The organism is Rhodococcus sp. 14-2470-1b (assembly GCF_002259415.1).
Classification (GTDB): domain Bacteria; phylum Actinomycetota; class Actinomycetes; order Mycobacteriales; family Mycobacteriaceae; genus Rhodococcoides.
Genome location: NZ_NPFY01000016.1, coordinates 305,711 through 330,676, shown reverse-complemented (window position 1 = coordinate 330,676; position 24,966 = coordinate 305,711). Strand labels below are relative to the sequence as shown.

At 65.0% G+C, this 24,966-nt stretch carries 24 protein-coding genes and 1 tRNA gene; 11 read left to right on the top strand and 14 right to left on the bottom strand.

What is annotated here, in order from left to right:
• Position 1 precedes the first annotated feature (1 nt).
• Both CH293_RS13670 and CH293_RS13665 read left to right on the top strand, forming a co-directional pair.
• Positions 2 to 979: an ornithine cyclodeaminase family protein gene (locus CH293_RS13670; RefSeq protein ID WP_094720508.1), complete on the top strand. Its 978-nt coding sequence runs from the start codon at positions 2 to 4 to the stop codon at positions 977 to 979.
• A complete protein-coding gene (locus tag CH293_RS13665; RefSeq protein WP_094720507.1) occupies positions 976 to 1,404 on the top strand; it encodes a nucleoside deaminase in 429 nt (142 codons plus the stop codon). The genes CH293_RS13670 and CH293_RS13665 overlap by 4 nt, the downstream gene beginning before the upstream one ends.
• Positions 1,405 to 1,409: 5 nt before the next feature.
• Here CH293_RS13665 and CH293_RS13660 read toward each other — a convergent pair whose 3' ends face one another.
• A complete protein-coding gene (locus tag CH293_RS13660; protein WP_037108571.1) occupies positions 1,410 to 2,414 on the bottom strand; it encodes an aldo/keto reductase family protein in 1,005 nt (334 codons plus the stop codon).
• A gap of 75 nt (positions 2,415 to 2,489) precedes the next feature.
• Between CH293_RS13660 and CH293_RS13655 the strand changes: the two genes are divergently transcribed.
• The 3 genes from CH293_RS13655 to CH293_RS13645 all read left to right on the top strand — a co-directional run bounded on the left by CH293_RS13655 (position 2,490) and on the right by CH293_RS13645 (position 6,701).
• On the top strand, positions 2,490 to 4,058 hold the full coding sequence (locus CH293_RS13655) for a sigma-54-dependent Fis family transcriptional regulator (protein WP_255122848.1): 1,569 nt from the start codon (positions 2,490 to 2,492) through the stop codon (positions 4,056 to 4,058).
• 65 nt (positions 4,059 to 4,123) lie between these two features.
• Positions 4,124 to 5,581 carry an aldehyde dehydrogenase gene (locus CH293_RS13650; RefSeq protein WP_094720505.1) on the top strand — a complete coding sequence of 486 codons (1,458 nt, stop codon included), beginning with the start codon at positions 4,124 to 4,126 and terminating at the stop codon, positions 5,579 to 5,581.
• 10 nt (positions 5,582 to 5,591) lie between these two features.
• Positions 5,592 to 6,701 carry an NDMA-dependent alcohol dehydrogenase gene (locus CH293_RS13645; protein WP_094720504.1) on the top strand — a complete coding sequence of 370 codons (1,110 nt, stop codon included), beginning with the start codon at positions 5,592 to 5,594 and terminating at the stop codon, positions 6,699 to 6,701.
• Between the two features lie 56 nt (positions 6,702 to 6,757).
• On the opposite strand, the gene CH293_RS13640 is transcribed toward CH293_RS13645, so the two are convergent.
• Genes CH293_RS13640 through CH293_RS13630 form a run of 3 tightly spaced genes read right to left on the bottom strand, consistent with a single transcriptional unit; the run spans position 6,758 to position 9,807 of the window.
• Positions 6,758 to 7,747: an ABC transporter substrate-binding protein gene (locus tag CH293_RS13640; RefSeq protein WP_255122847.1), complete on the bottom strand. Its 990-nt coding sequence runs from the start codon at positions 7,745 to 7,747 to the stop codon at positions 6,758 to 6,760.
• Positions 7,748 to 7,780: 33 nt separating this feature from the next.
• Positions 7,781 to 8,986, bottom strand: coding sequence for an acyl-CoA dehydrogenase family protein (locus CH293_RS13635; RefSeq protein ID WP_094720502.1), 1,206 nt, complete (start codon positions 8,984 to 8,986; stop codon positions 7,781 to 7,783).
• A gap of 8 nt (positions 8,987 to 8,994) precedes the next feature.
• Positions 8,995 to 9,807 carry an SDR family oxidoreductase gene (locus CH293_RS13630; protein ID WP_094720501.1) on the bottom strand — a complete coding sequence of 271 codons (813 nt, stop codon included), beginning with the start codon at positions 9,805 to 9,807 and terminating at the stop codon, positions 8,995 to 8,997.
• 81 nt (positions 9,808 to 9,888) lie between these two features.
• On the opposite strand from CH293_RS13630, the gene CH293_RS13625 reads away from it, so the two are divergent.
• Complete coding sequence (locus CH293_RS13625) at positions 9,889 to 11,034, top strand: NADH:flavin oxidoreductase (protein ID WP_094653403.1); 1,146 nt, start codon at positions 9,889 to 9,891, stop codon at positions 11,032 to 11,034.
• Here CH293_RS13625 and CH293_RS13620 read toward each other — a convergent pair.
• Entirely contained in the window at positions 11,031 to 11,948 is a 918-nt protein-coding gene (locus CH293_RS13620; RefSeq protein ID WP_094720500.1) for a LysR family transcriptional regulator, read from the bottom strand. The genes CH293_RS13625 and CH293_RS13620 overlap by 4 nt on opposite strands.
• A 70-nt stretch (positions 11,949 to 12,018) precedes the next feature.
• On the opposite strand from CH293_RS13620, the gene CH293_RS13615 reads away from it, so the two are divergent.
• From CH293_RS13615 to CH293_RS13605, 3 genes are read left to right on the top strand one after another with little or no spacing between them, the layout of a single operon-like run.
• Positions 12,019 to 12,390, top strand: coding sequence for a nuclear transport factor 2 family protein (locus tag CH293_RS13615; RefSeq protein WP_255122845.1), 372 nt, complete (start codon positions 12,019 to 12,021; stop codon positions 12,388 to 12,390).
• A gap of 37 nt (positions 12,391 to 12,427) precedes the next feature.
• Positions 12,428 to 14,098: a phospholipase D-like domain-containing protein gene (locus CH293_RS13610; RefSeq protein ID WP_037108557.1), complete on the top strand. Its 1,671-nt coding sequence runs from the start codon at positions 12,428 to 12,430 to the stop codon at positions 14,096 to 14,098.
• Positions 14,099 to 14,148: 50 nt separating this feature from the next.
• The gene (locus CH293_RS13605) at positions 14,149 to 15,573 is read left to right on the top strand and encodes a GGDEF domain-containing protein (RefSeq protein ID WP_094720499.1); all 1,425 of its coding nucleotides are present in this window, start codon (positions 14,149 to 14,151) and stop codon (positions 15,571 to 15,573) included.
• Positions 15,574 to 15,582: 9 nt separating this feature from the next.
• Here the strand turns inward: CH293_RS13605 and CH293_RS13600 are convergent, their stop codons facing one another.
• The 4 genes from CH293_RS13600 to CH293_RS13585 form a co-directional block, all read right to left on the bottom strand.
• Positions 15,583 to 16,284, bottom strand: a complete 702-nt coding sequence (locus CH293_RS13600) for a type 1 glutamine amidotransferase domain-containing protein (RefSeq protein ID WP_094720498.1) — start codon at positions 16,282 to 16,284, stop codon at positions 15,583 to 15,585.
• A 57-nt stretch (positions 16,285 to 16,341) separates the two neighbouring features.
• Complete coding sequence (locus CH293_RS13595; RefSeq protein ID WP_255122844.1) at positions 16,342 to 18,273, bottom strand: S16 family serine protease; 1,932 nt, start codon at positions 18,271 to 18,273, stop codon at positions 16,342 to 16,344.
• 123 nt (positions 18,274 to 18,396) lie between these two features.
• Positions 18,397 to 19,239 carry a class I SAM-dependent methyltransferase gene (locus tag CH293_RS13590; RefSeq protein WP_094720497.1) on the bottom strand — a complete coding sequence of 281 codons (843 nt, stop codon included), beginning with the start codon at positions 19,237 to 19,239 and terminating at the stop codon, positions 18,397 to 18,399.
• 82 nt (positions 19,240 to 19,321) lie between these two features.
• Positions 19,322 to 20,287, bottom strand: coding sequence for a LacI family DNA-binding transcriptional regulator (locus tag CH293_RS13585; protein ID WP_094720496.1), 966 nt, complete (start codon positions 20,285 to 20,287; stop codon positions 19,322 to 19,324).
• Positions 20,288 to 20,565: 278 nt separating this feature from the next.
• Here CH293_RS13585 and CH293_RS13580 point away from each other — a divergent pair, with 278 nt between their 5' ends.
• Positions 20,566 to 21,039, top strand: coding sequence for a flavodoxin family protein (locus tag CH293_RS13580; protein WP_094720495.1), 474 nt, complete (start codon positions 20,566 to 20,568; stop codon positions 21,037 to 21,039).
• A 64-nt stretch (positions 21,040 to 21,103) separates the two neighbouring features.
• Here CH293_RS13580 and CH293_RS13575 read toward each other — a convergent pair.
• Positions 21,104 to 21,176, bottom strand: a tRNA-Thr gene (locus CH293_RS13575).
• 60 nt (positions 21,177 to 21,236) lie between these two features.
• A complete protein-coding gene (locus tag CH293_RS13570; RefSeq protein WP_094720494.1) occupies positions 21,237 to 21,938 on the bottom strand; it encodes an SDR family oxidoreductase in 702 nt (233 codons plus the stop codon).
• Positions 21,939 to 22,024: 86 nt separating this feature from the next.
• Between CH293_RS13570 and CH293_RS13565 the strand changes: the two genes are divergently transcribed.
• Positions 22,025 to 22,543, top strand: coding sequence for a CGNR zinc finger domain-containing protein (locus CH293_RS13565; RefSeq protein WP_094720493.1), 519 nt, complete (start codon positions 22,025 to 22,027; stop codon positions 22,541 to 22,543).
• Between the two features lie 9 nt (positions 22,544 to 22,552).
• Here CH293_RS13565 and CH293_RS13560 read toward each other — a convergent pair whose 3' ends face one another.
• The 3 genes from CH293_RS13560 to CH293_RS13550 are packed head-to-tail and all read right to left on the bottom strand — an operon-like array spanning position 22,553 to position 24,883.
• Complete coding sequence (locus tag CH293_RS13560; protein WP_033190109.1) at positions 22,553 to 23,740, bottom strand: DNA polymerase III subunit delta'; 1,188 nt, start codon at positions 23,738 to 23,740, stop codon at positions 22,553 to 22,555.
• A 51-nt stretch (positions 23,741 to 23,791) separates the two neighbouring features.
• The gene (locus CH293_RS13555; protein WP_094720492.1) at positions 23,792 to 24,334 is read right to left on the bottom strand and encodes a DUF3558 family protein; all 543 of its coding nucleotides are present in this window, start codon (positions 24,332 to 24,334) and stop codon (positions 23,792 to 23,794) included.
• A complete protein-coding gene (locus tag CH293_RS13550) occupies positions 24,335 to 24,883 on the bottom strand; it encodes a hypothetical protein (protein ID WP_094720491.1) in 549 nt (182 codons plus the stop codon).
• Between the last annotated feature and the right edge of the window lie 83 nt (positions 24,884 to 24,966).

Genomic DNA, 24,966 nt, shown 5'->3' with positions numbered 1-24,966 from the left:
GATGACACTGATACTCACTCATTCCGACATCACGACGCTGATCGACCGGACGGAAATCTACGACGCCGTCGAACGCGCCCACGCAGCACTCGCGACCGGGCAGGCGCAGAATCCGGGTCCGGTGTCGATGCCACTCCCCCACAGCGGAAGTGCACTTCCGATGGTCGCCGCAGGGTTCGGGTCCAGCTCGGTGAAGCTGTTGTCCGACATGCCGTTCAACGCGTCCCGCGGACTCCCCACCCAGAGATCCACCATCGTCGTCAACTCAGCAGACACCGGGGAATGCGAAGCGATTCTCGACGGCCGGGCCATCACGGCGATCCGGACCGCCGCGGTGAGCGCCGTCGCCACCGCTCACCTGTCGCGGGAGAACAGCACGGTGCTCGGGCTCGTCGGGGCAGGCACCCTCGCGATCGAACACACCCGCGCCATCGCACGTATCCGCGACATCGAGAAGGTCCTCGTGTGGTCGCGCTCGGTGTCGACCGTCGACAGATACGCCGCTGCCGTCGCGGACCTGGGTCTGGCCGTCGAGCCTGCCGGGTCACCGCGCGAGGCGACGACACGGGCCGACGTACTGTGCACGCTGACGCCGTCGAAAGAACCGATAGTTCAGGGTGATTGGTTTCATCCGGGCCTGCACGTCAATGCCGTCGGCGCTCCCCCGCGTCCCGATCATCGTGAAATCGACTCCGGCGGCATGAAGGTGGCGACGGTGTTCGTCGACGCCATCTCCACGACGCTCGCCAAGTCCGGGGACGCCCTGCTGGCCATCTCCGACGGCACCATCTCGGAGGCCGATCTGACGATCGAGCTGGGCCATGTCGTCGTAGGCTCGAAGCCGGGAAGGACGTCCGACGACGAGGTGACGTTGTTCGATTCCGTCGGAATCGGTCTACAGGATCTGGTCTCGGCGCGCACACTGATCGCCAGGGCATACGAATTGGGAGTAGGTACTACCGTGGATCTTTCGTCATGAGCGACGCACATCTGAGCCGAGCGATCGCGCTGGCCGTCGAGGCGGGCGAGGCAGGCAACCGACCGTTCGGGGCGGTACTCGTCGGCGCCGACGGCACCGTGCTGGCCGAGGGTCGCAACGAAGTCGCGTCGGCCGGCGATGTCACCGCGCACGCGGAGTTGGTCGCGATCCGCGGCGCCGCGACGGCCGAGAACGCAACCATGTACGCCAGCGGCGAGCCGTGTCCCATGTGCAGTGCCGCCATGGTGTGGGCCGGCGTCACGCGCATCGTGTTCGGGGCCTCGGAACCCGAGTTCTCGAAGATCCTCGACGGCGGTCCACGGTTCTCGCTGCGCTGCGCCGAGGTCGTCGGCGCAGCGGACGTGGACATCACCGTCGAGGGTCCGGTCGACGAGGCCGACGCGTTGAACGTCTTCCGTTCGTGAGCGCTCTACACCAGGCGCGTCTCGGGTGACTGCGTCTTCGCCGGGTCGGTTTCGATCGATCCGGCGAGGGCGTCGTCGATCTTCTTCAGCACGTCCGCGTCCAAGGTGACTTCCGACGCCTTGATGTTCTCCGCGATCTGCTCGGGGCGTGACGCACCGACCAGTGCGGCGGCGATGTTGTCGTTCGCGAGTACCCAGGCGACCGCGAGCTGAGCCATCGTGATGCCGAGCGACTCGGCGATCGGCTTCAATTCCTGAACGCGAGTGAGTGTTTCGTCGTTGAGGTAGCGCTGAATCATCTTGTCGCCGCCCTTGTCGTCGGTCGCGCGCGAGCCCTCGGGCAGCGGCTGACCCGGCAGGTACTTGCCGGTGAGAACACCCTGAGCGATCGGCGACCACACGATCTGGGAGATGCCCAGTTCCTTCGACGTCGGGATCACCTCGGATTCGATGACTCGCCACAACGCCGAGTACTGCGGCTGGTTGGAGACGATGGAGAAACCGTTCTCGCGGGCCAGCGCCTGGCCGCGACGCAGCTGATCGGCCGTCCACTCCGAGACCCCGATGTACAGGGCCTTGCCCTGACGGACGACGTCCCCGAACGCGGCGATGGTCTCCTCGAGCGGAGTCTCGAAGTCGAAACGATGAGCCTGGTAGAGGTCGACGTAGTCGGTGCTCAGCCGTCGGAGGGACGCGTCGATGCCCTCGAAGATGTGCTTGCGGGACAGTCCGGTGTCGTTGGGACCCTTCGGCCCGACCGGGAAGTACACCTTGGTGAAGATCTCCAACGATTCACGCCGAACACCCTTCAGCGCCTCGCCGAGCACGGTTTCGGCGGCGCCGTTCGCGTAGACGTCCGCGGTGTCGAACGTCGTGATCCCCGCATCGAGGGCGGCATGCACGCACTGCGTCGCGACATCGTTCTCGACCTGCGAACCGTGAGTGAGCCAGTTTCCGTAGGTGATCTCCGAGATCTTGAGTCCACTGTTGCCGAGGTATCTGTAAGCCATGCCGAAAACGCTACCCGCGGGGCGGTGCCTCTGCGCTAGCCTCGTGTCACGAGGGACAACGAGGAGCACGGTGTGGTGCGTGAGCAGATCGCATTGTCGTGGCAACGCTCTGCCTCCAGCGGGCTGGAACCCGCCCACTCGCTCGAACAATCCGCTCTACGTGACGTGGACCGGCGCAGTCGCCTCCTCGCCGCCGCCGATCCGATCCTCGACCGCATGGAAAGCATGCTCGACGGTTCCGGCTACTGCGTACTGCTCGCCGACCGCGACGCCCGGCTCGTCGATCTCCGCTTCGGCACGCGAACACTGCGCGACGTCGTGTTCGGCGTCGGCGCCGTCGTCGGCCGATCCTTCACCGAGGAGGCGTCGGGCACCAACTCGATCTCCACGTCGTTCGAACTCCGTAAACCCCTGGCCGTTCGGGGCAGCGAGCACTACATGGAGTCGATGAAGGGCTTCAGCTGCTACGGCCACCCGCTGATCCATCCGATCACCAAACGCATCGAGGGCGTCCTCGACATCACGTTCCTCGAATCCGAGGACAACCCTCTGCTCCAGCCGATGCTCGCCCACTCCGCGCAGGACATCCAGGGCCGGTTGCTGGAAGAGACGCGCAGCGGCGAGCAACGCCTCTTCCAGGCATTCCAACATGCGTCGGCCCGGCGACGCGGCGCACCCGTCGTCGCGATCGGTGACGAACTTCTGCTCGAGAACACGTCCGCCGCCGCCGTGATCGACACCGTCGACCACGCCGCGCTGCGGTCACTGACGGACGAGTCGATCCGTCGCAGCGGAGTCATCGACTCCGTCGTCCTGAACTCCGGAGCCCGGGCACTGGTGCGATGGGAGAGGCCGGTGTCCGGCACCGGCGTCGTCCTCGAGATCGATGTGCTCGACGAGCCCGCGCGCCGTACGTCGGCAGCGGCCACGTCCCAGCCCCTGTGTGTCGTCGGCGAACCGGGAACGGGCAAGTCGACGACACTGGCCAGGCTCACCGCCGCCCGCGCGCCACGATGGTTCGACGCCGCCGACCTCGTCACGACGACACCCGCGGCGTGGCTCGCATCCGTCGAAACACAGGTGACGGCTGGTGCCGACGTCGTGGTGAAGAACATTCACCTGGCCGACGCGCCCATCGCGCACCGACTGCACGCGCTGTTGAAGTCGGCGCGTGGATGGTTCGCACTGTCCAGCTCCATCCGGGACACGTCCACGGCGGAGCACCGCCAACTGCTGTCGCTGTGCACGGACACCGTCGAGCTCGCTCCGCTCAGGTCCAGGCGTCACGAAATTCCCGACCTGGTCCGCGGAATGCTCGCGGAAATCGGCTCCCGTGCCCGGTTCACCCCGGACGCAATGCGCGCTCTCATCGATCACGATTGGCCCGGCAACATCGGCGAACTACGCGACGAGGTCATGGGTGCAGCAGCTCGCAGGTCCGTCGGCGACATCAGCGAACACGACCTTGTCAGGCCCGGTGCGCGGGGTGCGTCGAGTCGCCTGACGGCTCTCGACGCAGCGATGCGCGATGCCATCGTGCACGAACTCGCTCGATGCGGGGGCAACAAAGCCGCCACCGCGGACAGCCTCGGAATCAGCCGCACCACGCTGTACAAGCGAATGAAGGAACTCGGCATCCACTGAGCACCGCGTGGAGAACGTCCAGTTTTTGAACACTCACCCGGCGTGATGCGGGTCACGATCAATGCATGAGTACAGATACGGCAATACACGCGACGTCGCTGTTCATCGGCGGCGAGTGGGCACCCCCGAGTTCGTCGGCGAGGATCGACGTCCGGTCGGCCAGTACCGAACAGATCATCGGCTCGGTTCCGGAGGCGCAGGAGGCAGACGTCGACGCAGCCGTCGCGGCCGCCCGTCGCGCGTTCGAGGATCCCAGCGGCTGGAGTCAGTGGGCGCCGTCGGACCGCGCTGACGCTCTGGACCGGCTCGCCGACGAACTCGAAGCGCGCGGTGAGCAGATAGCCCGCACGGTCTCGGCGCAGAACGGGATGCCGATTTCGATCGCACTGCAACTAGAAGCAGGATTTCCCGTCGCGGTCGTCAGGTATTACGCCGGGCTTGCGAGGACGGCGACGTTCGAGGAATCGCACCCGCACCTACTCGGCGGCACGACGACGGTGCGTCGGGAACCCATCGGCGTCGTCGGCGCCATCGCGCCGTGGAACTTCCCCCAGACTCTCGCGGCGTTCAAGCACGCACCCGCTCTGGCGGCCGGGTGCACCATCGTCATCAAGCCGTCACCGGAAACCGTCCTCGACTCGGTTCCGTTCGCCGAAGCCGTCATGGCGGCGGGCATTCCGCCCGGAGTGGTCAACATCGTCCCCGGCGGGCGCGAGGTAGGCGCCTACCTCGTATCGCACCCGGGTATCGACAAGGTTGCGTTCACCGGATCCACTGCCGCCGGGCGGTCGATCGCCGAGACCTGCGGACGACTGCTGCGGCCCGTCACGCTGGAACTGGGCGGCAAGTCCGCGGCGATCGTCCTCGACGACGCCGAACTCGATCTTGCGAAAATCGGCGAAGACCTCTTCGGTGCAACGTTTCTCAACAACGGTCAGACGTGTTTCCTCGGCACCCGAGTGCTCGCGCCACGCAGTCGATACGACGAGGTGGTCGGCGTGCTCGAAGCATTCGCACAATCACTCGCCGTCGGCGATGCACTGGATCCGGCGACGCAGATCGGTCCGATGGCCAGCGAGAGGCAACGAGATCGAGTCGAGGGCTACATCGCGAAGGGCAGCGGCGACGGTGCCCGGCTGGTCACCGGAGGTGTCCGGCCGGCCGATCTCGATCGCGGGTGGTTCGTGTCGCCGACGGTGTTCGCCGACGTCGAGAACGATCACGCCATCGCGCAGGAGGAAATTTTCGGGCCTGTGCTGTCGGTGATCCCGTACGGCGACGAAGCGGACGCCATCCGCATCGCCAACGACACCGACTTCGGGCTCGGTGGCACCGTCTGGACCTCCGACGACGAACGAGGGTACGGCGTCGCCAAGCAGATTCGCACCGGAACCATCGGCATCAACCGTTACATGGTCGACCCGGGTTCGCCCTTCGGTGGCGTCAAGGACAGCGGCATCGGCCGCGAACTCGGCCCTGACGCCCTCGGCAACTTCCAGCAGTTCAAGTCCATCTACCGCTAGGAGATCTTTCGTGAAGACCAAAGCTGCAGTTCTTTTCGAAGCACACAAACCGTTCGAGATCCTCGAACTCGAGCTGGACGGTCCCGGCCCGGGTGAAGTCCTGATCAAGTACGTCGCTGCCGGACTGTGCCACTCGGACCTCCATCTGCTCGACGGTGACCTCCCGCCGCGCTTTCCCATCGTCGGCGGCCACGAAGGCTCCGGCATCATCGAGGAAGTGGGGCCCGGCGTGACCAAGGTCAAGCCCGGCGATCACGTCGTCTGTTCGTTCATCCCCAACTGCGGTACCTGTCGCTACTGTTCGACGGGCCGACAGAACTTGTGCGACATGGGCGCAACGATTCTCGAAGGCTGCATGCCCGACGGCTCCTTCCGGCGTCGCGACAGCAAGGGAACCGAGTTCGGCGCGATGTGCATGCTGGGAACCTTCGCCGAACGCGCCACGATCTCGCAACACTCCGTCGTGAAGATCGACGACTGGTTGCCCTTGGAGACAGCGGTTCTCGTCGGATGCGGCGTGCCGTCGGGCTGGGGCACCTCCGTGTACGCGGGTGGCGTGCGGGCCGGAGACTCGGTGATCATCTACGGCATCGGCGGTCTCGGCATCAACGCGGTGCAGGGCGCGGTGCACGCGGGCGCCAAGCACGTCCTCGTCGTCGATCCGTTGGAATTCAAGCGGAACCAGGCGTTGAAGTTCGGTGCGACACATGCCTTCGCGGACTACGCCTCCGCGCAGGAGAAGCTCACCGAGCTCACCTGGGGCCAGGGCGCGGACCAGGCGCTGATACTCGTGGGCACCGTCGACGAAGAAGTGGTCCAGGCAGCGACGACCGCCATCGGCAAGGGAGGCACCGTCGTCATCACCGGACTCGCCGACCCCGAGGCGCTGACCGTTCACGTCTCCGGTACGGACCTGACGCTCAACCAGAAGACGATCAAGGGCACACTGTTCGGCTCCGCGAACCCTCAGTACGACATCGTCCGTCTGCTGCGCCTCTACGACGCCGGCCAGCTCAAACTCGACGAGCTGATCACCAACACGTACTCACTCGAGCAGGTGAACGAGGGGTACCAGGATCTGCGAGACGGCAAGAACATGCGAGGGGTGATTCACCTCTAGAGCCCTGTGAGTACTTGTGTAGGTCCTGACCTACACAAGTACTCACGAGGGGGGAGCTAGCCGCCTACCGCCTCGAGCTGGGGGCGAATCTTGTCCACCGAGTACTCGATCGACGCCTTGGACGGCAGGTTGAATCCGACGACCGTGGCGTAGTCCTGCACCGAGACGCCACCGCTCGCCACGGCGGGCAGGGAATCGAAGCCAGGCAGGGCCTCGAGGTCGGCGGCGGTTCCACCGTTGGGCAGCATGACGACCAGGTCGGCAGTGAGTTCGTTGATCCGTTCAGGACTGAATACCAACCGGCCGCTCGTCGCCTCAGGCGAGGCTGCGAGGTCCGCAGGAACACCGAGACCGATGCTGCCGAAGACCTGCGCGGCACCGTCGTCGGGATCGACGACGGCGACGAGTTGCTGTGTGGCGACGATGTACTGGGCGAGCACCGCGGTCTTGCCGTCCAAGCCTGGGTACTCGGCGGCAATGCCGTCGGTGAAGCCTTCGCCCTCGGCGATGATCGCCTGCGCGTCGTCCTCACGGTCGAAGATTTTTCCGAGCGTCTCGATCTGCCACTGCCAACTGTCCACCGTGCTCTTCTCGGGGAACACCGTGGGCGCGACCTCACTGAGCGTCTGGTACGGATCGGGAGATGCGATCCCCGCCACCAGAATGAGATCCGGATCCAATGCCGCGATCTCCTCCACGGGCGGGGTCGCGTTCATCGTGTCGACCGACGTCGAATCGAGCATCACGGAATCCTCGGTCAGGCCCGTCTGCCAGGGGAACAGCTTCCGCTCGTCTCCCTGAGATCCTGCGGAGATGTAGCCGACCGGGGAGATGTCGAACTCCGCGAGCGCGTCCACCCACTGTTGCCCGAGGGCGACGATGCGCTCGGGCGTTCCCTGTATGGTCGTCGAGCCGACGACGTGGTCGATGGTCACCGACCTGTCGTTCGACCCAGCAGAGCTACTGTCCCCCGAGTCACTGCTGCACGCGACGAGGCCGACAAGTGCCACCGAGGCGATGATCATGCGCATCACGGTCCGCTTCATGCGCGTGAAATTAGCACAGCCTCGCCTAAGTCACTAGAGGTATTTCTTCAACTCCATTCGCGCGATCGACAGCTTGTGCACCTCGTCCGGGCCGTCCGCCAGCCGCAGTGTCCGCACGTGCGCGTACATCATGGCCAACGGGAAATCGTTGCTGACACCGCCGCCGCCGTGGACCTGAATGGCCCGGTCGATGATCTTCAACGCCATCTCCGGCGCGGCGACCTTGATGGCCGCGATCTCGGTGCGAGCTTCCTTGTTCCCGACGGTGTCCATCAGGTACGCCGCTTTGAGCGTGAGCAGCCGTGTCTTCTCGATCTCGATCCGCGCCTCGGCGATCCAGTCCTGAATGTTGGCGCGCATAGCGACGGGCTTGCCGAAGGTCACCCTCGACACTGCACGGCGACACAGCAATTCCAATGCCCGCTCGGCGACACCGATGGTCCGCATGGCGTGATGGATCCGCCCGGGGCCCAACCGTGCCTGACTGATCGCGAAACCCTCACCCGGTCCCTTCAACACGTCCTTCGACGGCACGCGCACGTCCTCGAAGAGCACCTCTGCGTGACCTTCACGATCCACGTAACCGAACACCGGCAGGTTACGCAGTACCGTCACACCCGGCGCGTCTATCGGAACGACGAGCATCGACTGCTGCCGGTGGGTTGCCGCGTCGGGTTCCGTCTTGCCCATGACGATGAGGACTTTGCAGTTCTTGTGCATCGCGTTCGACGTCCACCACTTACGCCCATTGAGGATGTAATCGTCGCCGTCGCGTTCCATCTTCATGGCGATGTTGGTGGCGTCGGAGCTTGCCACGTCGGGTTCGGTCATCGCGAACGCGGAGCGAATAGTGCCGTCCAGCAACGGCTTCAGGTACTTCTCCTTGTGCTCGTCGCTACCGAAGAGCGTGAACACTTCCATGTTGCCCGTGTCGGGCGCGTTGCAGTTGCACGCTTCCGGGGCGAGGAGACTGCGCCCCATGATCTCCGCGAGAGGCGCGTATTCGAGGTTGGTCAGACCTGGTCCCCACTCGGGATGTGGGTGAAACAGATTCCACAGCCCGCGAGATCGCGCTTCCTTCTTCAAATCCTCGATGATCTGCGGTTGCGCATGCGGATCGCCCAGCTCGCGCATCTGCTCGTCGTACACCGACTCTGCCGGGTAGACGTGCGAATCCATGAAGTCGAGCAGATCGGTCTGATACTTGCGTCCGCGTTCGGTGGTTTCGAAGAACGACACGTGTCTCCTCAATCGGTTTCGCCCAGAAGGGCTTTCTGGTAGCGACGCATGCCGCGTAGCCATCGGTCGTAGTCGGCGCCCTTGTTTCGGTACATGTCGAGAACATTCGGGTGCGGGAGGATCAGGAACTGTTCGGCGTCCATCGCGGCGAGGACGACCTCGGCGACATCCGCAGGTTCCAGCACGTCGCCTGCCGACAACACGGCCTTCGTCGCCGCCGCACCGAGGGAACTGCCGGACTCCTGGCCCTCGTAGAGAAGCTTGGTGTTCACGCCCATCGGGCACAGACAGCTCACGCGGACGCCACGATCGCCGTAGGTGACGTTCAACCATTCGGCGAATCCCACGGCGGCGTGTTTTGTGACCGAGTAAGTGGCAGAACCGATTTGAGTCAGCAGACCGGCCGCAGACGCCGTGCTGACGAAATAGCCCTCGCCTCGCTCCAGCCACCTGGGAACAAGCAACTGCGCCGCTCTGATATGTGCGCGCAGGTTCACATCGATCGACAGGTCCCAATCGGCTTCCGATGCGTCCAGGCCGGGCGCACCACCTATACCGGCGTTCGCGAAGTACAGATCCACCGGACCGAATGTGTCCTCGGCGAGCGCGACGAGCGCGGTGATGTCCTCGGTCTTCGACGCGTCACCTCCGAGGGACACTGCCGAACCGGGTTCGAGGCGTTCCACCACCTTCGACGCCGACGCCGGGTCGAGGTCGGATACGACGACCTTGGCTCCTTCGGCGACGAGACGTTCGGCAAGCGCTCCCCCGATTCCGCCGCCTCCTCCGGTGACGACGGCAACCTTGCCTGTAACCTTCATCACCCAGGTATAGCACGCCGAAGTTGCCCTGTTCTTCACGCCTTTGGAATAGCGGTGACGACGCGGGGGTTCGTCCTCGACGTGACCGAAACCGTAGTGAGCAACCAAGACCTCGACACCGCCGGACTCTTCACACCCATCGAGGTGAAGTCACTGAGGCTGCGCAACAGATTCGCGATGGCGCCGATGACGCGGCAATTCTCACCCGGCGGCGTACCCCGCGACAACGTGGCGGAGTATTACCGCAAGCGTGCTGCCGGCGGGACGAGCCTGATCATCACCGAAGGCACACTCATCCCCGACCCTGCGGCCGGCCCCGACACCCGCGTGCCCCTCATCTACGGTGACGACAGCCTCGACGGCTGGAAGGGCGTCGTCGACGCTGTCCACGCCGAGGGCAGTTCGATCATCCCGCAGCTATGGCACCTCGGCGCTGCGCGCGGTGCGGAACCGAGAATGAACCCCGACGTCCCCTCGGTGAGCCCGTCCGGTCTCGGCCTGGACGGCGCACCCGTCGGACGCGCGTTCACCGACACCGACCTCGAAGAGCTGAAGCAGTTCTGGGTCGACGCAGCGGTCAATGCCCAGAAGACCGGTTTCGACGGCGTCGAACTCCACGGCGCGCATGGATACCTGCTCGACGAGTTCCTGTGGGAGCAAACCAATGTTCGCGAAGACGGGTACGGCGGTTCGCTGGAAGCACGCACCAGGTTTCCGGCAGAGGTCGTCGCCGCGATTCGTGCTGCGGTCGGTCCGGACTTCCCCATCGTGTATCGGTTCTCGCAGTGGAAGGCCGATCATTACGACGCTCGTATCGCAGCGACGCCGCAGCAACTCGAACACGTTCTCACTCCGCTGGTCAGCGCGGGCGTGGACATTCTCCACCCGTCGACGCGCAGACACTGGGAACCAGCCTTCCCGGAACTGTCGGGCGTAGAAGGTGCACGCGGGCTCGCCGGGTGGACCAAGACCATCACCGGCCTGCCGACGATCACGGTCGGGTCCGTCGGTCTCGACGCCGTCTTCACCGGCGCCTGGAACCCCGGGTCCACGGCAGGCACCACCGATCTGAACCCGTTGCTCGAGCAGTTCGCACGCGAAGAATTCGACATCGTCGCCGTAGGCCGCGCACTGTTGTCGGACCCCGAATGGGTGAACAAAGTAGCGGCCGGACGATTGGACGAGCGAATCCCGTTCTCGCGCGATCACATCACCGAACTCGTCTAGTTCCCATGTGAATGGTTATGTGAGTGGTCATGTAGGCCAGGGCCTACATGACCACTCACATAGGTGGTGAGCTTTTTCGCCGCCGTGCTCGCCCTGGGCGACCAGGTCAAGGCGAGAACAGCGTCGGCAGGCACATCCGAGATCGGTACCGAGACCAGCAGATCCTCGAAATCCGTTGCCATGGAACGACTCAGGATGGCGACGCCCAAACCCCTCGCCGCCAAGTCGGCGACAGCTCCCGGCGCGCTGGCGGCCAACGCGACGTCGGTGGTGATATCCGCTGCGGCACAGGCGTCGTCGAACACGGATCTGATCCCAGTACCCGCCGGCAAGCACACCACCCGGTGGGCGCACACCTCGCCGAGTGTCACCGCCGATGCCGTCGACAACGGATGCCCGGGCGGCACACACGCCGCCAGTCCTTCCGTGATCATGACCAGCGATTCGAGCCCCTCGGGCGGACCGTGAGCGGTGCCGACGAGGGCGACATCGAGCGCGCCCGACCGGACGCGCGCGATCAATTCGTCCGAATTTGCCTCCGCCAACGTGATGTCCACGCCCGGGTACGCGGAGTGGAACGCAGCCAACGCGTCGAACAACGGTGTGACGGTGCACGCGGTGACCATTCCGACGGCGACCTTCCCGCGCACGAGGGAGAGCACCTCGTCGACGGAATGGCGAAGGGCTGCAGATGATTCCAGTGCGCGGCGCGCGTGTACCAGGGCAGCTGTCCCTGCTACCGTCAACCGCGCCACCCTGCTGCTGCGGTCGATCAGCTCGGCCCCGACCTCCTTCTCCAGCGCTTTGATCTGGGCACTGATGCCGGACTGGCTGATGTTCACCCGCTCGGCCGCACGGGTGAAGTTGGCTTCCTCCGTGACGGCGACGAAGTACTCGAGCTGCCTCAGTTCCATAAGCTGTAATTCTAGCTTTCATCACAACTATCTGTTGGACTTCTCGTACCGGTGTGATGACGATGGAACCATGACAAACAAAGCAACGACCGACAAAGCAATGACACCGGAAGACATCACCCGCCTGTTCGTCGAACGATCCAACGCAGGGGACGCCGACGGTGTCGCCGCGCTCTACGCCGACAACGCCGTCATGGCCTACCCCGCAGGACAGACGACGACGGGCCGAGCGGCAATTCGTGAACTGTGGGCGTCGGTGCTCGCGCACGGGCCTCGGTTCGAACTGGAGGAGGGACTGCCGACGCTGGTGTACGGCGACATCGCGCTCACCTCGACGGCACCGAAGGACAATGCAGGCGCCCGCGCCCAGGTCGTGCAGCGTCAACCGGACGGTTCGTGGCTGCGCATCATCGATCAGCCGGAGTTCAACCCGACCTCGTGACACGCCCCGTCGGACTGCTCTGACAGTATTTCCCCTCGTGATACCGCAGCCGCTACGCCGAACGATCGATGCGCTCGCTCGGCGACTCGGCCGCAGTAGTGCCGCACTGAACGAGCAGGTCCAGAAGTTCGACTCCGAACACCCTTGGTTCCTCAGCTCCGAGGAGCGCGGCAACCCCGACACCCGCATCGCGGCCTGGACGGACGGCAACCGGGTCACCCCGCTCGTGCACGGCAAACCCTATTTCGCGGCTCTGGCGAGCGCGCTGGACGCCGCGGGCGAGGGCGACCTGGTGCTGTTCACCGATTGGCGCGGTGACCCGGAACAGCTGCTGACCGACGACACGACCGTCGAGGACGCGCTCGCGGCGGTTGCGCAGCGTGGCGGCATCGTCAAGGGCATGGTGTGGCGCTCGCACATCGAGACCCTCGGCTTCACCGGACCCAAGAACCGGAAGTTGGCGCTGCGTCTCGAGGAGGCAGGCGGAGAGGTGATTCTCGACCAGCGGGTCCTGACGCTGGGAAGTCATCACCAGAAGTTCGTCGTCGTCCGGTATCGAGATCCCGACACGGTCGATCTCGCGTTCGTCGGCGGCATCGATCTCGCCCGTGCCCGACGCGACGACGCCGATCATTTCGGCGATCCGGTGAGCAGGCCGTTTCCGCCCGAATACGGCGAGCTACCCGCGTGGCACGACATGCAGGTTCAGGTGGAGGGGCCCGCGGTCCGCGACATCGAGCACGTCTTCCGTGAGCGGTGGGAGGATCCTGCCGCGTTGTCCCGGCTGCCGTGGCACGCCATCCCCGACATACTTCGCGGAGTCACCCGTGAGGTGTCGGAACTGCCGGAGCAGCACGACGCACCCGCGGCCGCGGGCACCTGCAGCGTCCAACTTCTCCGTACGTATCCGCGCAGGCGCCCGGCGTACCCGTTCGCGACTCAGGGTGAGTTCAGCGCTGCCCGCGCGTACGCGAAAGTTCTGCGGCGCGCCCGCGAACTGGTCTACGTCGAGGATCAGTACCTGTGGTCGGTGGACGTGGCGCGAGTGTTCGCCGCCGCCTTGCGACGCTCACAGGATCTGCGCCTGGTCATCGTCGTCCCGAAGCATCTCGACGACGACAGCGCCATCACCATTCCGTCGGCTCTGCTCGGCCACTCCGCGGCACTCGACGTGATTCGCGATGCGGGGGGTGACCGCGTGCTCGTCCTCGACCTCGAGAACGACCGCGGCATCCCCGTCTACGTGCACTCGAAGGTGTGCATCGTCGACGACGTGTGGGCCGCCGTCGGTTCGGACAACTTCAACCGGCGGTCCTGGACTCACGACTCCGAGCTGACGGCCGCGATCGTCGACGACGAACGCGATGGTCGTGAACCCGCCGACCCGGCCGGTCTCGGCGACGGAGCGCGGGTCTTCGCTCGCGAACTACGGCTGGAACTCATCCGCGAGCACCTGGGCCGCGCGCCGGGCGACGACGGAGACCTCGTCGACCCTGCTTCGTTCTTCGACGCGGTGAGCAGCAGCGCGACGCGTCTCGATGCGTGGCACACGGCACCGTCGGCGTCGCCCCGACCGGCGGGAAGACTCCGCCGTCATGAGATCGATGTACCACCGCAGTGGCAACAGCGGCTGGCTGCGGTCGCGTATCGCTTGTTCGTCGATCCCGACGGCAGACCCCTCGGCATGAGGTTCCGACGCCGTTTCTGACACACTGAACGTTCATCCTCCCTTTTAATCGTTCAGAAACGGGCCTTGCGATGGATTTGCAGCGCGTCAGTCCACGTGTCGGCAGCGCCGCCGACGTGACTCGCCGCGCAGCGCTCATCGGCGCAGTGGTGTTTCTGGCCTGCCTCTTCGGTATCGCGACCCGCTTGCCGGGCACTCTGGCCGTGTTCTGGCCCGCCAACGCCGTGCTGCTGGGAATTCTGCTTCGCTCGCCTCGATCGGCAACGCCTGCCACATGGGTGGGTGCATCGCTCGGGTACTTCGCCGCCGATACGGTGACCGGTGCCCCGTTGTTCTCCAACGTCGCCTTCAACCTGTGCAATATCGCCGGCGTCGCGGCCGGCTTCATGATCTTCCGGTTCATCGGCCAGCAACGGCCCTGGTTGACGCGTGTCCAGTCGCTCGCCCTGGTGGCCGCAGTCATTCTCGTCGCGTCGTCGGTCGCGGGCGTTGCCGGCGGATTCGCGAACTCTGCCATCGAGTCGACTCCGTGGCAGAGCGGATGGGCGCGCTGGTTCTCCGGGGAGTTTCTCAACTACATGGCCGTCATGCCTGCGGTTCTCACCGCGCCCACGACGGCGGATCTCCGCCGATTCCGTCGGCGCGGCGAGGTCGTTGCACTCGCCCGCCGGGTCGCCCCGGCAGCTGCGTTGCTGGTGCTCTGCCTGATCCTCGTCTGGGCGGTCGGAGGCTCGGGCGCGATCACGTTCGCCATGCCCGCCCTCGTCGTCGCCGCGTTGACGACGGGGGTCTTCGTCACGTCGCTGTTCATCTGGACGACGACGATGTGGATGCTCGTCCTCACCGCCGACGGACACATCGGGGTTCCGAATCTCGGTGCGATGCCGGTGGAACTGTCGGTGAGCATTGGATTGTCGTTCCTCGCGATCGCCCCGATCGCCGTGGCCTGCGTGACCAACGAGCGCCGCGCGGCCATCACCGCGCTACGCCACGCCGTCGCACACGACGACCTGACCGGTGCCCTACGTCGGGACGAGTTCTTCCGCCGCGCTCATCGGTTGACCCGCGACGCAACGGATGGCGTCGCGACGGTGCTGATGATGGATCTCGATCACTTCAAGACCCTCAACGACACGTACGGGCACAGCGCCGGTGACAGCGCGTTGGAAAGATTCGCCGACGACGTCAGATCCCGCCTCGACCGCCATCACCTGTTCGCCCGTCTCGGCGGAGAAGAGTTCGCCGTGTTCTGCACCGATACCACCGAGCTCGACGCCTACGCGATCGCCGACACCATTCGCCTCGGCCAGTTCGAGCGCGCAACCGAGCAGTTCGCCGGCCACGGCGTCACCGTCAGCATCGGGCTCGCACACGGATCCGACAGTCTCGAGATGTTGTTCGACGCCGCCGACCGGGCGCTGTACGACGCGAAGCGACAGGGCCGCAATCGCATCGTCACAGCGACACCCGCGAGCGACGTCCACCGGTCGAGCTGACGGACACTGTCAGGACAGGGCTTGAACCACTCTGTCCGCCAACGGTTTCGTCGACGCCGGATTCTGCCCGGTGTAGAGCGTGCGATCGACGACGACGTGCGGCGACCAGGGATCGGAATTCTCGAACTGTGCGCCGCGCTCTCTCAACCTGGATTCGAGAAGCCACGGTGCCTTGTCCGCCAGCCCTGCCTGGGTTTCCTCCTCGTCGGTGAAACCGGTCAGCTGGTAGCCGTCGAACACCCATTTCCCGTCCGGCGTCGTGGCAGGCAGCAACGCAGCCGGTGCGTGGCACACTGCCGAGACGATCTTGCCCGTGCTCAGGAAGTCGGTCACGAGCGCCCCGAAATCGCTCGACACCGCGAGGTCCTCCATCGGCCCGTGACCTCCCGGCACGAAGACGGCATCGAAGTCGGATGCCTGCTGATCCTCCAGCGAAGCCGGGTTCTGCAGAATCGACTCGATCGATTCCAGATACTTCTTCTGGTCGGCGACCTTCGCCTCGTCTCCTCCGTTGGCATCGATCGCGAGCGATCCTTCGTCGACGACGGGCGCCCTGCCACCCGGCGTCGCGACGACGACATCCCAGCCGGCGTCGACGAACGTGCGGTGCGATTCGACGAGTTCCTCGGCCCAGAAGCCCGTCGGATGCTTGGTTCCGTCGTTCAGGGTCCAGTGGTCGGCAGCGGTCACAGCGAACAATAGTTTCGTCATGCGTCCTGGCATGCCCGCTGGCGCCACTTCCGAATCAGTCGCGCACTCCGGTCATCGTCACTTTCCAGGTGAGGACAGGTATGTCATCAGCCTCGTCGTCACGTATCCGCTGTTGTAGGCGCCGAGGGCGTTGAACTGCTCCAGCGGGGTGCCCGCACGCCTGACGCCTGCGCTCTCGAACTGCCCGACGGTGATGACCGGTTGTGTACCGCCTGCCTGCAGAGACGCGATGTCGGAGGACAACTGCGCACGGGCGAGGTCGAACGCGTTCGACAGCGCGTTCTCGTACATGAACCCGGTGACCCGGAGGTTGTCGTCGGTGATCGCGTTGTTGTAGTACTTCTCGACCAGTTGCTGATTGCGGACGTAGTTGCTGACGCCGTAGCCGATGGTCGCGTACTGCCCGTTGGGTTTTCCTTCCCCCAGATACTTCTCGATCGCGGGCTGCGCGTTCCGTTGGTGCACGGCTGCCGCGACGTCGATGTCCATGTAGGACAGTTGGCCGATCACCGAATCCAGTGAGCGCCCCGTACGATCCGCCACCTGGGCGGGCATTCCGGTCCGAAACGCGGCGAGGTTGGCGTCGGCGCCGCGGCGGAAGAAGTCGCCGACCTGAGCGAGGTCGACGCCCGAGTCGATGTCGGCACCGGGGTTGTCGCGGCCGACCTCCCACACTGCTTTCGTTCCTGCCAGTTGGGATTTCGCTGCTTCGAGGAAGATCAACGGTGTCGAGAGATAATCGACGAATTCGACGATGTCGATGGGTTGTGTATCGATCCGACCGTCGATCGCCTCGATCTCGCTTGCGGCGTAGTCGAAGATCGTCAGCGCGTCGAAGGCACCTGCGTACGCGTTGACCACCGCTTCGACGTCGGGCAACGTCACGGGTTCGAACGTGGCGATGGAATCGAGAAACGAGAAGAACGCGGCTTCCGCCGGACCGGTGTTGGTGGCCTGCGCAACGAATGCGCCCAGACCCGCCGGGCCCTGAGAGATCAACGGTGTCAACGAGTTACCCACCGAATAGGACGCTTCCATGACGGCGGCGGCTTCGAGCGCGGTGACCAACGCGCCGGCTATCGACCCCTGCCGATGCAGATTCCGAGCCCGGTCGGCGGCCTTCGCAGCAGTCTCCGGGAGCCCGGTGTTCATCATCGTCCGCAGGATGTTCACGTCGAGCGTGTCCAGCATCGTCAGCGCATTGTCGTACCGGCCCATCGCGGCGGTGTACTGCGCGTCGACCTTGTCGTACGCCCGGTTGTCGAGCCGCGTGTCCGGTTCCAGCCTCGGTGCCTCCAACTCGGAGCCGGTGAGCAGTCCGTACGCCTCGTAGATATCACCGACCTCGACGACGTTCACCCCGGCTCGGTCCCCGATCCGCACGACGTCGACACTGTCTCCGTTGCGGTCCGTACTGTTGCGTTGCCCGAGTGGAATCAGCACCGTGTCGTACCCGGCGGCACCCGCCGCCTGGACCTTCTCGGGGATACCGCCGACGGGACCGATGGTGCCGGTTGCGTTGATCGTCCCGGTCATCGTCGCGGTGTCGGAGATCTGTTCGTCGCGCTGCAACGCGATGAGCGCGGCGGTCTTCAACGCGCCCGCACTGGGACCGTCGATCTGCCCGCTGATCTCGAACTCGAAGCGACCGGACATCGGCTGCGACATGATCAGCGTCGAGACGATCGCGGCGTTCCACGACGCCGCCCTCGAGGCGTCGCCCAGGCCGGACACCTCGTCCTCGGAGAAGTCGACGCGAAACGACGAGTCCGTGGTCGCCGATCTCGTGACGATTTCCTCACCGACTCCACCATCGCCGCTTCCGGTGGTGAAGAGCGGCGCGATGGTCATCGACCGGCTCTCTGTCGATACCGCACCCATCCCCTCGGACAGTGCCGTCCCCTGCGTCGTCGATGCGCAGCCGACCGCGAGTACCGCGGCCACCCCCACGGCGACCGACCTGGTCACGAGAACTCTCCGTCTTGCCATGACAACCCTCCCCGAACACACCGAATCGGACAAATAGAACAATCGCCCGTTCAATGTAGGAGATGGGAGCCCGTCAGGCCATGAGTAGATCCACTCGAGCCGACTGGGTGGAAATCGCTGCGACTACCCGCCCGAGCGACCAGCAGGGCGCAGCACGACGGTGACGTTGTCCACCGTGGACTCGGTCACCTCGGGCGGGATCGCGGCGCCGTCGTCGCCGAGAATCGACAGAATGTCGAACCCTGCGCCGACGACGAGACTGCGCAGGTCCGTCAACGACGTGAAGTGCATGACCGGCCCGAAGTCGTGTGCAGCGAGCGGACCGACTGCCCACGAACCGTGGTCGACCGTCAGACGCCGATGCCGTCGCCAGTTCACTACTCTGCGTACCGAACCCGCCGGATCCAGAACACGACGTCCGACGGACACGACGATCTTGCGCGGCGAGAACGTCATCGGACGGTTGGGGCGGGAGAGTTGGAACGGTGACTCGCCGAATCCGGGACCGTCCTTGTTGAGCGTCGCCACCACGACGATGCCGTCGTCGGCGACGACACGGCGGCACTCACGCAACACCGCCACTCTGTCGTAGTGGTCGACGGTGTCCATTCCGTTGTTGCTGAAGAGCACCAGACCGTAGCGACCATCGGCGATCCGATACATGTCGCGGGCGTCGGCGACGTAGGCCGGGAACTGCGGAAAACTACGCCGGAACGCGTCGATCATGTTGGGTGAGTAGTCCACTGCGGTGTAGTCGTCGGAAAGCAGTCGCAGCAACGGTGTCGTTCGGCCACCTCCCACACCGATGTCGAGCACCGGGCGGCCTCGAACGTGGGGTGCGGCGAGCGCGAGCGCAGCGGCCTCGCCGCCGTCGAGGAACCCGGTCGTCGGCGCAGCGTAGGACTCGTACACCGCTGCGACGTGGGCGTCGTCGAACACGTGCTGGTTGTGGTCGGCTCGATCCATCAGATGGCCCCCTGAACGCTTGCAGTTTCAACAAGCGTACGGAGTCAACCTGAATGTCCGATAAGTAACGATCAGACCGAGCTCACCGCGGCCGTCCCGTCGTCCGTCGCCGGACGAGCGTGGGCGCCAGCACCACATCGCGCGCACTCTCACCCGCTATGCGCGCGAGCGCTTCCTGCACTGCCGCCTCGGCGAGCGCGGCCACATCCTGAGAGATCGACGTCAGCTGGATGTGAGCGATGCGCGCCAAGCGGGAATCGTCGTATCCGACGACCGAGATGTCCCCCGGTACGTCGATACCGCGACGAAGCAGGTGATCCAGCACTCCGGTGGCGGAGTTGTCATTGAACGCCACCACGGCCGTAGGAGGATCGGTCGAGTCGAGCAGTAGTCGCATTCCCTGTGCGCCTTCGGTTTCGGTGATACCACCGTCGACGACGGGGGCAGACAAACCATGTCTTGCCATGGCGTCGACGAATCCTTGACGCCTGTCCTGCGCACCCGCCGAACTGCCGCCGTCGATGTGAGCAATTCTATTGTGTCCCAACGACATCAGATGTTCCACCGCCGACCCGACACCGGCCACATCGTCACCGCGCACCGATCCGATACCGTCGACGCCGCTGGTGCGCAGCAGCGACACGACCGGCACCGCACGGTCGACCGAGCCGAGTTCGGTTGCATCCATTCGAGACCCGAGCAGCAGCGCTGCTTCGCATCGCTCGTGCACGAGCGTCCTGACCGCACTGGCCTCGTCCCGCGTGGGCGCTACGGCTCCGAGCATCACGTCGTACCCGGCCCGTTCGGCGACGCCGTAGATCTGCTCGACGAGATCGCCGTGGAACGGTTGCTGCAGATCGAACGTGACACCCAACAGTCGGGAACTGGTCTGACGTAGTTTCTGCGCGCGCCGGTCCGGGACGTAACCGATCTCGTCGGCAATCGATTTGATTCGCGTACGAGTCTCCTCCGAAGCCCCCTCCACTCCCCGCATGACGATCGAGACGAGCGCAGGTGACACCCCGGCAGCTTTTGCCACGTCGGCCATGGTCGGTCGAGCCACAGAAGTACCTTTCCGTCGTTTCCGCCTCGAGAGCAACAGTAGACAGAACACCGTGCCGACGCCCATTCGAACATATGCACTAACAGGCTGTGGACAAACCTGTGGAAATCTCGAGGACCAACACTTCCGATCTGTGGATGGCGTGTGGATGAACGTGGGCCGGCGCCAGGTTTTTGCTGTTCAGAGGGTGTGTACCTGAATTACACGCCTGTGAGTAACTTGCGTGAGAAGGCTGTGGATCGACCGTCGCTAAGCTCAGTTGCATGAGCGAACCGATCCTTGTCTGCGCGTCCGTCTCCCACGGAAACACCAGACGGGTCGCCGACGCCATCGCCGGGGTCCTCGGCGCCTCGGTGATCTCACCCGAATCGGCCGACCCGACCGGCCGCGACCTCGACGGGCACGACCTCGTCGGCTTCGGTTCAGGCATCTACTACGGCTCGTTCCACTCCGACCTGGTTGCCTACATCGACGCACTGCCACCCCAGGACGGCACACCCGCGTTCCTCTTCGCCACCAGCGGCCTCGCCGAATCCCGCTGGCTTCGCTTCTCCGCATCTCTCGTCGAACGGCTCGAACACAAAGGCTTCGACGTCGTCGGAGGTTTCTCCTGCCGCGGATTCGACACATTCATGCCGTTCAAGCTCGTCGGCGGCATCCGACGCGGGCGACCGAACAGCACCGACCTCGCCTCCGCCCGCGCCTTCGCCGAGCACCTGCGCGACAACGCTCGATGAGACCCCGCCCCGCACGACGAAACCCCTCCCCAGCTGACGCTGGGAAGGGGTTTTCGCTCCTACGAGCCGCCTAAGAGAATCGAACTCTTGACCTTTTCATTACGAGTGAAATGCTCTACCGACTGAGCTAAGGCGGCGTGCCTTTCGGCGTTGGTGAGTCTAACGGAGCATCCGCCCGAAACTGAAATCGCCTCCCCTCAGGACCCCGCGGGGATGGCGAGACCCTCGACCGGGCCGGCGAGAACGGACTTGAAGTACCTGGTCACGTCGTCGGCAAGCACCTCGGTGTCCCCGTTCGCGACACCGTCGACGATGGCTTTCGCCACATCCTTCGGATCGTTCTTCGGCACGTCCAGGTCCGCGATCATGTCCGTGTCGGTGTAACCCAGATGCACTCCCGTCACGAGGGTCCCTTGCGGGCCGAGTTCGACCCGAAGGGAGTTGGTCGCCGACCACAGTGCGGCCTTCGATGCGCCGTACGCTCCGGCGCCACCCACCCAGGACAGAACCGAATGCACGTCGACCAGCGCACCGCCGCCGTTGCTCGCGAGAATCGGTGCGAAGGACTGCGCGACCCGCACAGCACCGAAGAAGTTGGTCTCGAACACGGTCCGCACGTCCTCGAGTGTCGATCCCAGCAACGGACCCGACCCCGGGGCGCCCGCATTGTTGACGACGATGGTGACATCGGTCAGCTCCCGAGCCAGTGCTGCAACAGAATCCGGGTCGGTGACATCGAGAGCCTTCGCGGCGACGCGCGGATCGTCTGTGGGCTTGGGCACCCTGGCCGTCGCGTAGATCTTCGCCGCGCCACGCGCCAGAAACTCGTCGACGATCGATTTGCCCAACCCACGCTGCCCGCCGGTCACCACTACGACCGCGCCTTCGATTGCCACCATCGGACCCACCCTTCGACATAACTTAAATGCTTTTGACTCTGTCAGTACTACTTGCCTGGATCGACATAGTCAAATACTGTTGAGTTATGTCATCGACGCCGACACCGACGGAGCGATTCCGCCTCGACCCCGCCCCCGACGGCCTCGCTTACGTCCAGAACCTGCTCAACACCCGAGCGATCGACGCAAAGGGACTGCCCGACCTGCTCGCCGACGGCGCGGTGGCATCCACCGCGATGGGACACGACCTCGGCGACGACGACGCCGCGGCACTACGCGAACTGCGCACGACGATCGAACTACTCATTGCAGGCACGGCTCCGACAGCCACGCGCGCCGACGCTGTCCTCACCCTCGATGCATCGGGAACCGTCCAGTTGGGACCGTCGGGAACCGGCCACGAGTACGTGACGTCGCGCATCTGGGCCGAGGTTCTGCTGGCTCAACGCGCGGACACCTGGCGGCGCCTCAAGCGTTGCAAGAACAAAGCGTGCGGCTCTGCGTTCTACGACCGTTCCCGCAACAACAGCGGCGTCTGGCACGACGTCAAGACCTGCGGGAACATTGCCAATCTTCGGGCTTCGCGGGCGCGACGGAAGGCCTGATCTCACGCCTCAGCGCAGCGCTGCACCCAATTGCGCGACCATGGCGTAGACGGCGAACTTGGGCTTGGAGTTGAGCGCCAAGGCTTCACGGCATTCGAGGATTGCCTCGATACTCTTCAACAGAGCCTCCGGCGACGCACCCCTGGCCATACGTTCGATCTGTTCCGACATGTCCGGATGGTTGAGCACAGCGGTGGATCCGTAAGAGCGGGTCAACGCATCGCGATACAAACCGGCGAGATCGATCAGAGCTCGGTCGAAAGCGTCTCGAAGATTACGGGTACGACGCGATTTCTGCCGCGCCTCGAGCTCCTTGATGACGCCGGCGGACCCCCGCAGCGCGCCCGCCGCGCCCTTACCGGTGCCGCCTGCGCCGAGCGCAGTGCGCAGCTCCTCCATCTCGACGTCGTCGAGGGCCGCACTGATCTCCGCGGCTTCCGTCTCCGCGGCCTTCACCATCTCCTCGGCCGCGAGATAGGCCTGGTTGGGCCGCGCTGCAGCCGACGCGAGACCGAGGGCACGCTTGCGCCTGGCACGAGCGTCCTCGTCCTTCGCCAGTCGCCGGGCGCGGCCCACGTGTCCACCGCTGATCGACGCCGCCCACTGGGCCGTCTCCGCGTCGAGCTTGTCGCGAGTCTGCAGAACCTGAGCGATCGCCGGCGTCGTAGGCGTCACGAGATGCACATGGCGGCAGCGCGAGCGGAGGGTGACGGACATGTCCTCCGGATCGGTCGACGGTGCGCACAGCAACATGACCGTCCGCTCCGGCGGCTCCTCGACGACCTTCAGCAACGCGTTGGCGGCCGCCTCGCTGAGCCGATCCGCATCTTCGATGACGACGATCTGCCAGCGCCCGGTGCTGGGCCGACGCGCAGCGATCTGCACGATCTCCCGCATCTCCTTGACGCTGATGCTCAAGCCCTGCGGGATGATCCGTCGGACATCGCCGTGGGTGCCGGCCATCGTCGTGGTGCACGGGTGACAGGTACCGCAGCCTGGTGACCCCTCGGTGGTGCATTGCAGGGCCGCCGCGAAGCACAGAGCAGCGATGGATCGACCGGATCCGGGAGGGCCGGTGAACAACCAGGAGTGCGTCATCGCGGAACCCGGGTCCCCGGTACGAGCCCCGACGGCCGCGGCGGTCAACTCTGCCTCTACGTCCTCTTGGCCGATCAGCCGATCGAAAACTCCCGCCATGCCAGCGAGCCTAGTCGCTCGGTGCGACACGAACGCCTCGCGCCCGGCGCATCACGCAGGCGGCGGGAGATACGGCAGCACCACGCGGAAAACGTCGACCGAGCCGGCACGCACCTCCTCGGCGGACGACACACCGAGTCGATTCGCGCTCAGCATCACTGCACCCGACGCCGTCATCGTCTGAGTGGTGTACGTGTCGCCGTCGAGCAGGAAGGCGTAGGTGGTGTACCCGCCGTCGGTCAGCGTACGAACCTCGGTGGTCGAGGGACTCGTGTACGGGTCGGGAAGCGTCAACGTGTCCTCGAACACCAGAACCGACACCGCGATACGGTCGTTTCCCCAGATACACCCGAGCTCTCCCACCGCGGTCGGCTGAGCCTCCGTCAGATCGAGATCTCGCAGCAACGCATCGGGCAAGGCGCAGGGGTCGAAGTCGGAAGACGGTTCGACTGAAGTCGTTGCCGCGTACTCTGTTTCGGATGAATCGAGGACCTCGTCCGACGCCGTGGCCGTCCCGTCGACACCGGAACCGCACGCCGCGACGGACACCACGAACGCACTTGCCAGCGTGGTCAGCACTGCCGGTCGTCGCACCTAGATCTCCTCCAGGATCAGTGTCGTCGCGACCTTCAGCCGAATGCAGAAGGAATCGAAATCCGTTTCCGCGAGCGTGAACTGCACTGTTCGGCCGTCGATCTCGGCCAACGAGATGCATCTGTTGCCCTCGAACACGAAACTGTCCACCATCTGACCGTCCGCCTCGAACTCGCTCAACTCGGTGACTCCGGGTGTGGTCGCCAGCCGAGTCCGATCGACTCCTTCGCTGTACCCGACCGAGAAACGCCCGGACTGGCCCGTCCAGCTACACCCGTCCACACTCGGCAAGGGTTCCTTGGTTGCCGGGTCCACGCCCGCGTAGATACTCAGCTGAAGATCCTCGAGGACACACGGATCGAAGGATGACGGCCTCGCCGACGGGGTCGCTGCCGGGGACGACGACGGCGCCTGGCCGCCCGTAGACCCACCAGCGGCAAGACCTTGCCCTCGCCACGCATCCTGGCCGACGGCTCTGCCGGGCGAGGTCCGAGTACACGCGGCCAACGACAACAACACGCACAACAGGACTACCAGTTTCTTCCCCACACCCACTTGGACGCACCGAGACCGCGGTTGGTTCCGTCGCCACCCTCAGCGCTCGAAAGGTTCGTTCTTACGAACAGATGGAG

Bases quoted from the DNA above. Each gene is read 5' to 3' on its own strand.
- CH293_RS13670 (WP_094720508.1), top strand. From the start codon at position 2: ATGACACTGATACTCACTCATTCCGACATCACGACGCTGATCGACCGG.
- CH293_RS13665 (WP_094720507.1), top strand. From the start codon at position 976: ATGAGCGACGCACATCTGAGCCGAGCGATCGCGCTGGCCGTCGAGGCG.
- CH293_RS13660 (WP_037108571.1), bottom strand. From the start codon at position 2,414: ATGGCTTACAGATACCTCGGCAACAGTGGACTCAAGATCTCGGAGATC.
- CH293_RS13650 (WP_094720505.1), top strand. From the start codon at position 4,124: ATGAGTACAGATACGGCAATACACGCGACGTCGCTGTTCATCGGCGGC.
- CH293_RS13640 (WP_255122847.1), bottom strand. From the start codon at position 7,747: ATGAAGCGGACCGTGATGCGCATGATCATCGCCTCGGTGGCACTTGTC.
- CH293_RS13630 (WP_094720501.1), bottom strand. From the start codon at position 9,807: ATGAAGGTTACAGGCAAGGTTGCCGTCGTCACCGGAGGAGGCGGCGGA.
- CH293_RS13620 (WP_094720500.1), bottom strand. From the start codon at position 11,948: ATGGAACTGAGGCAGCTCGAGTACTTCGTCGCCGTCACGGAGGAAGCC.
- CH293_RS13615 (WP_255122845.1), top strand. From the start codon at position 12,019: ATGACAAACAAAGCAACGACCGACAAAGCAATGACACCGGAAGACATC.
- CH293_RS13605 (WP_094720499.1), top strand. From the start codon at position 14,149: ATGGATTTGCAGCGCGTCAGTCCACGTGTCGGCAGCGCCGCCGACGTG.
- CH293_RS13600 (WP_094720498.1), bottom strand. From the start codon at position 16,284: ATGACGAAACTATTGTTCGCTGTGACCGCTGCCGACCACTGGACCCTG.
- CH293_RS13595 (WP_255122844.1), bottom strand. From the start codon at position 18,273: ATGGCAAGACGGAGAGTTCTCGTGACCAGGTCGGTCGCCGTGGGGGTG.
- CH293_RS13590 (WP_094720497.1), bottom strand. From the start codon at position 19,239: ATGGATCGAGCCGACCACAACCAGCACGTGTTCGACGACGCCCACGTC.
- CH293_RS13585 (WP_094720496.1), bottom strand. From the start codon at position 20,287: ATGGCCGACGTGGCAAAAGCTGCCGGGGTGTCACCTGCGCTCGTCTCG.
- CH293_RS13580 (WP_094720495.1), top strand. From the start codon at position 20,566: ATGAGCGAACCGATCCTTGTCTGCGCGTCCGTCTCCCACGGAAACACC.
- CH293_RS13570 (WP_094720494.1), bottom strand. From the start codon at position 21,938: ATGGTGGCAATCGAAGGCGCGGTCGTAGTGGTGACCGGCGGGCAGCGT.
- CH293_RS13565 (WP_094720493.1), top strand. From the start codon at position 22,025: ATGTCATCGACGCCGACACCGACGGAGCGATTCCGCCTCGACCCCGCC.
- CH293_RS13560 (WP_033190109.1), bottom strand. From the start codon at position 23,740: ATGGCGGGAGTTTTCGATCGGCTGATCGGCCAAGAGGACGTAGAGGCA.